At 68.2% G+C, this 7,474-nt stretch carries 9 protein-coding genes; 7 read left to right on the forward strand and 2 right to left on the reverse strand.

The window, feature by feature from the left end; translation table 11 throughout:
- Positions 1-101: 101 nt before the first annotated feature.
- From QZ271_RS13185 to QZ271_RS13205, 5 genes are all read left to right on the forward strand, one after another.
- A complete protein-coding gene (locus QZ271_RS13185) occupies positions 102-527 on the forward strand; it encodes a MarR family winged helix-turn-helix transcriptional regulator (protein WP_291432223.1) in 426 nt (141 codons plus the stop codon).
- Between the two features lie 159 nt (positions 528-686).
- Positions 687-1,919 carry a cytochrome P450 gene (locus tag QZ271_RS13190; protein ID WP_291432225.1) on the forward strand — a complete coding sequence of 411 codons (1,233 nt, stop codon included), beginning with the start codon at positions 687-689 and terminating at the stop codon, positions 1,917-1,919.
- Positions 1,916-2,395 (forward strand): peroxiredoxin, encoded by a 480-nt coding sequence (locus QZ271_RS13195; RefSeq protein ID WP_291432227.1) that lies wholly within the window; start codon positions 1,916-1,918, stop codon positions 2,393-2,395. The genes QZ271_RS13190 and QZ271_RS13195 overlap by 4 nt, the downstream gene beginning before the upstream one ends.
- Positions 2,396-2,608: 213 nt before the next feature.
- Entirely contained in the window at positions 2,609-2,902 is a 294-nt protein-coding gene (locus tag QZ271_RS13200; protein WP_291432229.1) for a hypothetical protein, read from the forward strand.
- 211 nt (positions 2,903-3,113) lie between these two features.
- Positions 3,114-4,355, forward strand: coding sequence for a metallophosphoesterase (locus QZ271_RS13205; protein WP_291432230.1), 1,242 nt, complete (start codon positions 3,114-3,116; stop codon positions 4,353-4,355).
- 84 nt (positions 4,356-4,439) lie between these two features.
- On the opposite strand, the gene QZ271_RS13210 is transcribed toward QZ271_RS13205, so the two are convergent.
- A complete protein-coding gene (locus QZ271_RS13210; RefSeq protein WP_291432233.1) occupies positions 4,440-5,357 on the reverse strand; it encodes a magnesium transporter CorA family protein in 918 nt (305 codons plus the stop codon).
- Positions 5,358-5,435: 78 nt separating this feature from the next.
- On the opposite strand from QZ271_RS13210, the gene crcB reads away from it, so the two are divergent.
- The gene (gene crcB, locus QZ271_RS13215; protein ID WP_291432238.1) at positions 5,436-5,810 is read left to right on the forward strand and encodes a fluoride efflux transporter CrcB; all 375 of its coding nucleotides are present in this window, start codon (positions 5,436-5,438) and stop codon (positions 5,808-5,810) included.
- Complete coding sequence (gene xseA / locus QZ271_RS13220; protein ID WP_291432234.1) at positions 5,807-7,027, forward strand: exodeoxyribonuclease VII large subunit; 1,221 nt, start codon at positions 5,807-5,809, stop codon at positions 7,025-7,027. The genes crcB and xseA overlap by 4 nt, the downstream gene beginning before the upstream one ends.
- Positions 7,028-7,055: 28 nt before the next feature.
- Here the strand turns inward: xseA and QZ271_RS13225 are convergent.
- The coding region (locus QZ271_RS13225; protein ID WP_291432236.1) for a sulfurtransferase at positions 7,056-7,474 on the reverse strand (419 nt) is incomplete at its 5' end.

Consider the following 7,474-nt stretch of genomic DNA (forward strand, 5'->3'; position numbering starts at 1 on the left):
GGAGCGCAGTCCGTATGAGGTCGCGGCCACTTTACCTGGCTCTCATCCCTTTAGTTGCAGATTGCAATAAGTTGGGGTCAGCGGAATCATCCGCTTCACCTATGACCGTTTCCTTTCCTATTCAGTTCTTGTCGGCCCTCTGGAACCTCTGGCAATCTCTGGCGGCGGAGGTGGGAGCGCGCCTTCGGGAGGAGGCTGGCCTTGATCTCAAGGAGTTTATCGTGGCGGGTTACCTGCAAGACGGCGCCGCGAGTCCTACGGAACTTGCCCAGAACATGCAGATGCCCCGCTACGAGGTCAGCCGCCTGTTGGGCAATCTGGAAGACAAGGGTTACGCCAAGCGCACCCGCAGTCACGCCGATGGAAGGCACGTGAACGTGCAACTCACAGAGACCGGGTACGCCGCCTGGGAACGTGGAATCGCCACTATTGAAGTCGTCACCGAACCCTACCTGAGCGGCCTAGACCCCGCCAGACGCGAAGACCTGATGTTGACCCTGGCTGGCCTGGTGCGCCCGCAGCCCTGAATACCAGGCAAAACGGAATTCAACTGTTTCGGTCAGGACGCGCCGCTGCGCCAGGTAGCTCCCTTCACGACCGCAGTCCGTTTTGCTCCCGCTCACTCCGCCGGAAATCGACTGGTTGTTGCGCGCCACTGAGCCGGAATCTGTCCAAGGAGACCACCCATGACCGTATCCAACCCTGAGCAGCAGCCTGCTGCGACCTGTCCCTTCAGCGGCAACACGGAGTCGCTGACCCGCCGCCATGACCGCCTGCTGCCCACCGACGACCTGACCCCGAAGGGCACACTGATTCAGGCGCAGAGCTACGCCGACAGCCGCGACCTGCTCAAGGGCGACTTTGCCCAGGCCGGGTTTCTGGCCCGCATTGCAAGCAACACCAAGGGCAGTGTCCACCCGCCCGTGCTGTACATGCAGGGCGAGGAACATACCGAGATGCGCCGCGCCACCGCCAAATACTTCACGCCTACCGCCGTGAACAGCTACGGCCCCATGATCGCCGAACTTGCCGACGACCTGATAGGTCAACTGGTCAATAAAGGCGAGATGAATCTGGACGATCTTAGCCTGCACCTTGCCGTGCAAGTCGCTTCCAACGTGGTCGGCCTGACCAGCAGCCGCCTGCCAGGCATGGAAAAGCGCATTGAAGCCTTTGTGGGCGGCAAGCTGGACGGCGAACCCGGAGTGACGCAAAAGGTGTCTCCTGTGCGTGACGCGGCGATGGGGGGCGCGGTCGGTCTCTTTTTCATGCTGGACGTGAAGCCCGCCATTGAAGCGCGGCGCAAGGAACGTCAGGACGACCTGATCAGCTACCTGCTGGACCGCGACTACTCCGACCAGGACATTCTGACCGAGTGCATCACCTACGCCACGGCGGGCATGATCACCACCCGCGAATTTATTACGCTGGCGGCCTACCAGATGCTGCTGAAGCCGGAATTGCGGGCCGATTACGTCCACGGGACCGAAAAAGAGCGCCACGCCATTTTGCACGAATTGTTACGGCTCGACCCGGTGGTGACGATGCTCTACCGCCGCACCGACCAGGACACCGACATCGGCGGGCAGACGTTCCCGGCCGGCACCACCTTCGCGCTGAACATCCAGACCGCGAACGCCGACCCAGCCATCATGGGTGACGACGCGGAACAGGTGTGTCCCCACCGCACCCTGCCGCGCGGCGTGCAGCCGCAGGGCCTGGCGTTCGGTGACGGCCCCCACCGCTGCCCCGGCGCGTTCCTGGCGATCAAGGAGTCGGACATGTTCCTGCGCCGCTTGCTGCTGTGGAACGACCTGGAAATCGTGAATCACCCGTCGGTGGGATACAACGAAATCGTCAAGGGCTACGAACTGCGCGGCCTGCGCCTGCGCCTGGGCACAAGGAAGGAAGACAGATGAGCAGATTACCCCTGAACCAGCCCGCCCCCGACTTTTCTGGCGTCAGCGACGACGGTCAAGCCATCTCGCTGCAGAGCCTGCGAGGGCAGTGGGTGGTGCTGTACTTTTACCCCAAAGCCAACAGCTACGGCTGTTCCATTGAGGCCCAGAAGTTCGAAGCCTCCCTGCCCGAATTTGAGCGTCTGGGCGCCCAGGTCATTGGCATCAGTACCGACAGCGAAGCGGGACAGGCTGCTTTCCGCGAAAAGTGCCACCTGTCATACCCGCTGCTGGCCGACCCAGGGCAAACCATCTGCCGGGCGTATGGCGTGATGGGCGGCCTGACCTCGCTGATGGGTGTGTCTAACCGGGCCTCATTTGTGATCGACCCGGAAGGCAAACTGGTCCATGAACTCAGGAACCCGCTGCACACGGTGCATGTGCCGGGCGCACTCGCCGCACTGGAAAAGCGCGGCGCGGGCAAGGCGCACAGCTGATACGGATTCCGCAGGCGGTGTCTTCCCGACTGTGGCGCAGTGAAGCGGCAGTCCGTCTGATACGGACTGTGGGTTAAACGGGCTGCAAAGACCGTGCAACCCGAGCAAGCAGGTGTTCCGGCCCAATTATGAAAATGCAGGCATAAAGAAAAGGCGGAAGAGCATTAAGAAAAATCGGGCGGAACACCGCGGCAGTTGCGGCAAACTGGCATCATGAAGATCAGCGACATCCAGAGTGCTTTTGAAGGTGCCTATAAACAAGACCCCCGCGACGGCCTGAGCGTGACCCCGAAGGCCGGGACGGGCGAATTTACCGTGGTGGTGCGCCACACGGATGCCGACGGCACCCTGCGCGGTTTTGACGTGGTCGCTCAGCCTACCGACGCCGAGGAGAAGACGGCTGGGCAGGTCGGTCAGGACGTGGCCGAGGTCGTCGAGCGCGAGCTGGGCTACGGCCAGCTTCCGGCGGCAGGCGAGGACGGTGCCTTTAAGCGCATCGTGGTGTAGTGGGAAGGCTGAGCGCCTGACCAATTTCATGGAATAACGTGAAAACTGACGTGCCAGCCATTCTTAAGGGCCTGTAACAAGACTGGACCTCTGGCGGGCGTTCCTGCGGCGCCTGTCACCGCGAGTGCGCGGGCGGGTACGGGCGCTGCGTCCAGCGGGCTCTGGTGGGTCTGTCTCACGTTCCGGTGCAGTGTGTGAGAGGATACCGGGCGTGTCTGCTCCATTCGCCCCGACCGAACTGACAGTTCCTGCCCTGTCCCTGGTCGTGCTGATCGGCGCGCACGGCGCGGGGAAAAGTACCCTCGCTGCGCGGCACTTCGCGCCGGAGGAGGTGTTCGCGCAGGCGGACTACCCGGATGTTCCGTCACTGCTCGCGGCGGCGGGGGAGAGGCTGGCGGCGGGACGACTGGCCGTGCTGGACGGTGGGTTCGTGCGCCCGGTGGACCGCGTGCCGGTCGTGGCGCTGGCCCGCGCGTACGATGTGAAGCCCGTGCCGGTGGTGCTGGACCTGCCGCGTGCCGTGCTGGAAGCCCGCACCGCCGCCCCGGCGGACGTGGTGGCGGCCCAGGTGGCTGAGTTGCGCCGCACCCGCCGGGGCCTGCGCGACGAGGGCTTCCGCAATGAGCAGGTGCTGTTCAGTGATGAGCAGGCACGCACGCTGCCACTGCGGCGCACGCCCCTGCGAGGGGACTGCCGCGACCTGACCGGCCCGTTTGACGTGATCGGCGACGTGCACGGCTGCCTGCCGGAACTGCTCGACCTGCTGCGCGACCTGGGGTACGTCCTGTCAGGGGGCGGCGCGCGGCACCCACAGGGGCGGACGGCGGTGTTCGTGGGGGACCTCGTGGACCGGGGGCCGGACAGTCTGGGCGTTCTGAAGCTCGTCATGGCCATGGTCGCGGATGGCGCGGCGCTGTGCGTGCCCGGCAACCACGACGAGAAACTCTGCCGCGCGCTGGCCGGGAAGGCCGTGAAAGCCATGCACGGTCTGGACGTCACCCTGGCGCAATTGGAACAGGCAGGCCCGGACGTGCAGGCGCAGGTCCGGGCCTTCATCGAGACGTTGCCGGCGCACCTGGTGCTGGACGGCGGCGCGCTGATCGTCGCGCACGCCGGGCTGCCCGCCCACTACCACGGGCGCGGCGGCGGGCGCGTGCGCAGCTTCGCGCTGTACGGCGACGTGAACGGCCAGCGCGACGAACTGGGCCTCCCTATTCGCCGCGACTGGGCCGCCGATTACCACGGCGCGGCCCTGGTCGTGTACGGCCACACCCCGCACGCCGCGCCCCGATGGAAGGGCAACACCGTGAACGTGGACACCGGCTGCGCGTTCGGCGGCCACCTGAGCGCCCTGCGGTACCCGGAACGCGCCACCCTCAGTGTGCCGGCCCGCGCCGTGTACGCCCCCCCGCCCCGGCCGCTCCCCATGCCGGAAGGGGAGAACGCGTCGTAAGAAGCGGGCGGCACACGGGCCCCTGACTGGCCCGAAGGCACCGCCCACACGCTGTTGACCGTCCGCCATCCGCCATCCGCCCCTTCACCACCAGCCGCGGCGTTTGAAATACGCGGCGAGCAGGCCGCCGATCAGCAGGAAACTCGCCCAGGCCAGCGCGTACCCGTAGGGGCTGTTCAGTTCCGGCATGAATTTGAAGTTCATGCCCCACACGCCTGCCAGGAAGGTCAGGGGCAGGAAGATCACGCTGACGGCCGTCAGGGTCCGCATGACCTCGTTCATGCGTTGGCTCTGGAGGTTCAGGTGCAGGTCCAGCAGGCTGGTCAGCAGGTCCCGCAGTCCGTCGAGGCGGCCGGCGGCGCGCGAGAACGAGTCCTGCACGTCGCGGTAGCGCACCAGGTCGGCGGGCGTGCAGTTGGCGTGGCGGCCCATCAGGGCGGTTGCCTCGCGGGCGTCCGTGGCGAGGCGGCGGGCGTGAGCGATCCGGTGCTTGAGTTCGAACACGTCCGGTACCGGGTTCTGCCGCCGGGTCTGGAACACGCGTTCCTCCAGGGTGTCGGCGTTCTCCTCGAGGGCGTCGGCCGCCACGAAGAAGGTGTCGGCGGTATGGTCGAGCAGTTCGTACGTGACTTCCTGCGGGTTGTTCACGCTTTCGCGGCCGGTCAGGGGCCACACGGCGCTCAGGGCGCGCGTGCCGCCGCCGCTGATGGTCAGCACGGCGTCCGGGAACGTGAAGACGCTCAGGCGTTCCGTGAACTCGTCGGCCTGTTCGGGCCGCGCGAAGGACCGCACGGTGATGAACGAGTGTTCCGGGTACACTTCGGCGCGGCTCCAGTGACCCTGTTCCAGGGCGTCCTCGACCGCCAGGGGGTTGAGGCTGAATGCCGCCCGCAAGCTGGCGATCTCGTCGGGCGTGAGAGTCTGAACGTCCACCCAGACGCCGTCGGTCTGCCCGGTCCAGGGTTGGTCCTCCCCGCTGCGCAGGAGTTTGACGCGAATCATGCTGCACAGCATGGCAGACGCGGCGCGCCGGAGCGGCGTGACCCCGCTGCTCTATGCTGCGTGGATGAGGTTGCGGGCATGAGTGCGTGGGTGTGGGTGATGGCCGGTGGAGCGCTGGGCGCCGCCGCGCGGTACGGTGCGGGGCTGGCGCTGGGGCCGCTACTGAACCGGGGGGGGCTGCCCGTGACGGTGCTGCTGATCAACGTGCTGGGCTCGTTCCTGCTGGGCCTGACCCTGACCCTGGTGGGGCGGGGCGTCTGGCCGGACGCGGCGCGACTGGCGTTCGGAACCGGGGTGCTGGGCGCGTTCACGACCTTTTCCACTTTCAGCGTGGACCTCGACACCCTGCTCTCACGCGGGCAGGGCGCAGCGGCCCTGGCGTACGCGCTGCTCAGCGTGACGCTGGGCCTGCTGGCGGCCGTCGCGGGCCGCGTGCTGGGGGCGCGCCTGTGACCCGCCGCAAGAAGACCGAGCCGGCCCGGCCACCCGAGCAGTTCCTGGAACTGTCGGAGTTGCTGGCGTACGTGGGGCAGGTCATCGCGCGCGGCGTGCCCGGCGCGGTGTGGGTGCGGGCCGAGGTGGCCAGCGTCACGGACCGCCGCCACCTGTACCTGGACCTCGTGCAGGCGGGCGAAGGCGGCGAGGTCGCCAAGTGCCGCGCGACTGTCTGGGCGCGGGAACGCTTCAGTCTGGAAGGCAAGTTCCGCCGCGCGACGGGCGGGACCCTCACGGCGGGCCTGAAGGTCCTGCTGTTCTGCGAGGCGACCTTCCACGAGCAGTACGGCTTCTCGTTGAACGTGCTGGACATCGCGCCGGAGTTCACGCTGGGAGACGCCGCGCTGCGCCTGGACGCCCTGCGCGAAACGCTGGTGCGCGAGGGCGTGTACGGCCTGAACCGCCTGCACGCCGCGCCCGCCGATTTCGACCGTTTCGCCGTGATCGCCCCGGTCGGCGCGGCGGGCCTGGGTGATTTCCGGCGCGAGATCGACCCACTTCAGAGCGCCGGGGTGCTGCGCCCCGTCTACCTGGAAGCGACCTTCCAGGGCCGGGACGCCGCGGCCAGTCTGCTGCGCGCCGTGCAGGAGGCCGCCGACCTGCACGCGCAGGAGCCGCTGGACGCCCTGATCGTCCTCCGGGGCGGCGGGGCCGTCACGGACCTCGCGTGGCTGAACGACCTGCCGTTCGCGCGCGCGCTGGCGACGTTTCCCGCGCCGGTCATCACGGGCCTCGGGCACGCGCGGGACGACACCCTGCCCGACGAGGTCGCGCACACTCGCACCGACACGCCCAGCAAGGCCGCCGCCCTGATCGTCCGCACCGCCGCGCAGGCCGCCGCGCAGGCGCAGGAGGACGCCCGCACCATCCGCACCCACGCCGCGCAGGTCCTCGTGGACGCCGACGCGGGCGCGCAGTGGGCGCTGGAGCGCGCCCGCACCGCCGCCACCCGGCACGTGGACCGCGCCGCGCAGGACGTGGACGCCCTGATGCGTCAGGCGCTGGGCCTGACCCCGCAGCGCACCCTGGCACGCGGGTACGCCCTCGTGCGCGGCGCGGACGGGCAGCCCGTCACCCGCGCCGCGCAGGTCCGCACCGGGGACACCCTCACGCTCGAATGGACGGACGGCACCGTACCGGTCACGGCAGACGACCGCCGTACACTCGGGGAGTGACCACCCTGGCCCAGGTGTGGTCGCCCGTTCAGTCCTCCGCGCCCACGGCTACCGGGCGCGTCGGGTCGCTGATCCAGTCGCTCCAGGAGTCGGCGTACAGGCGGTTGTCCGGGCCGAGCGGCACGCCCGTCAGTTCGCGGGCCAGCAGGTTCGGCGTGGCGCTCACGCCGCTACCGCAGTACGTGATGGTGGGGGCGGCCCCGGCGTTCAGGTGCACGCCCAGGACCTCGGGACTGCGCCAGTGGCCCGCGCCGTCCAGCACGCCGCTCCAGTCGCGGTTCACGGCTCCCGGGATGTGCCCGGCTTTCCGGTCGATGGGTTCCACCTCGCCCCGGTATCGGGCGGGGGCGCGCGAGTCGATCAGGACCGTGCCCGGCGCGCGGGCCTGCACGTCCTGCGCGCCAGCGACCATGCCGTGCTGCACATGCGGCGTGAAGGTCGTGGGCG

Source organism: Deinococcus sp. (assembly GCF_018260555.1).
Taxonomy (GTDB): Bacteria; Deinococcota; Deinococci; order Deinococcales; family Deinococcaceae; genus Deinococcus.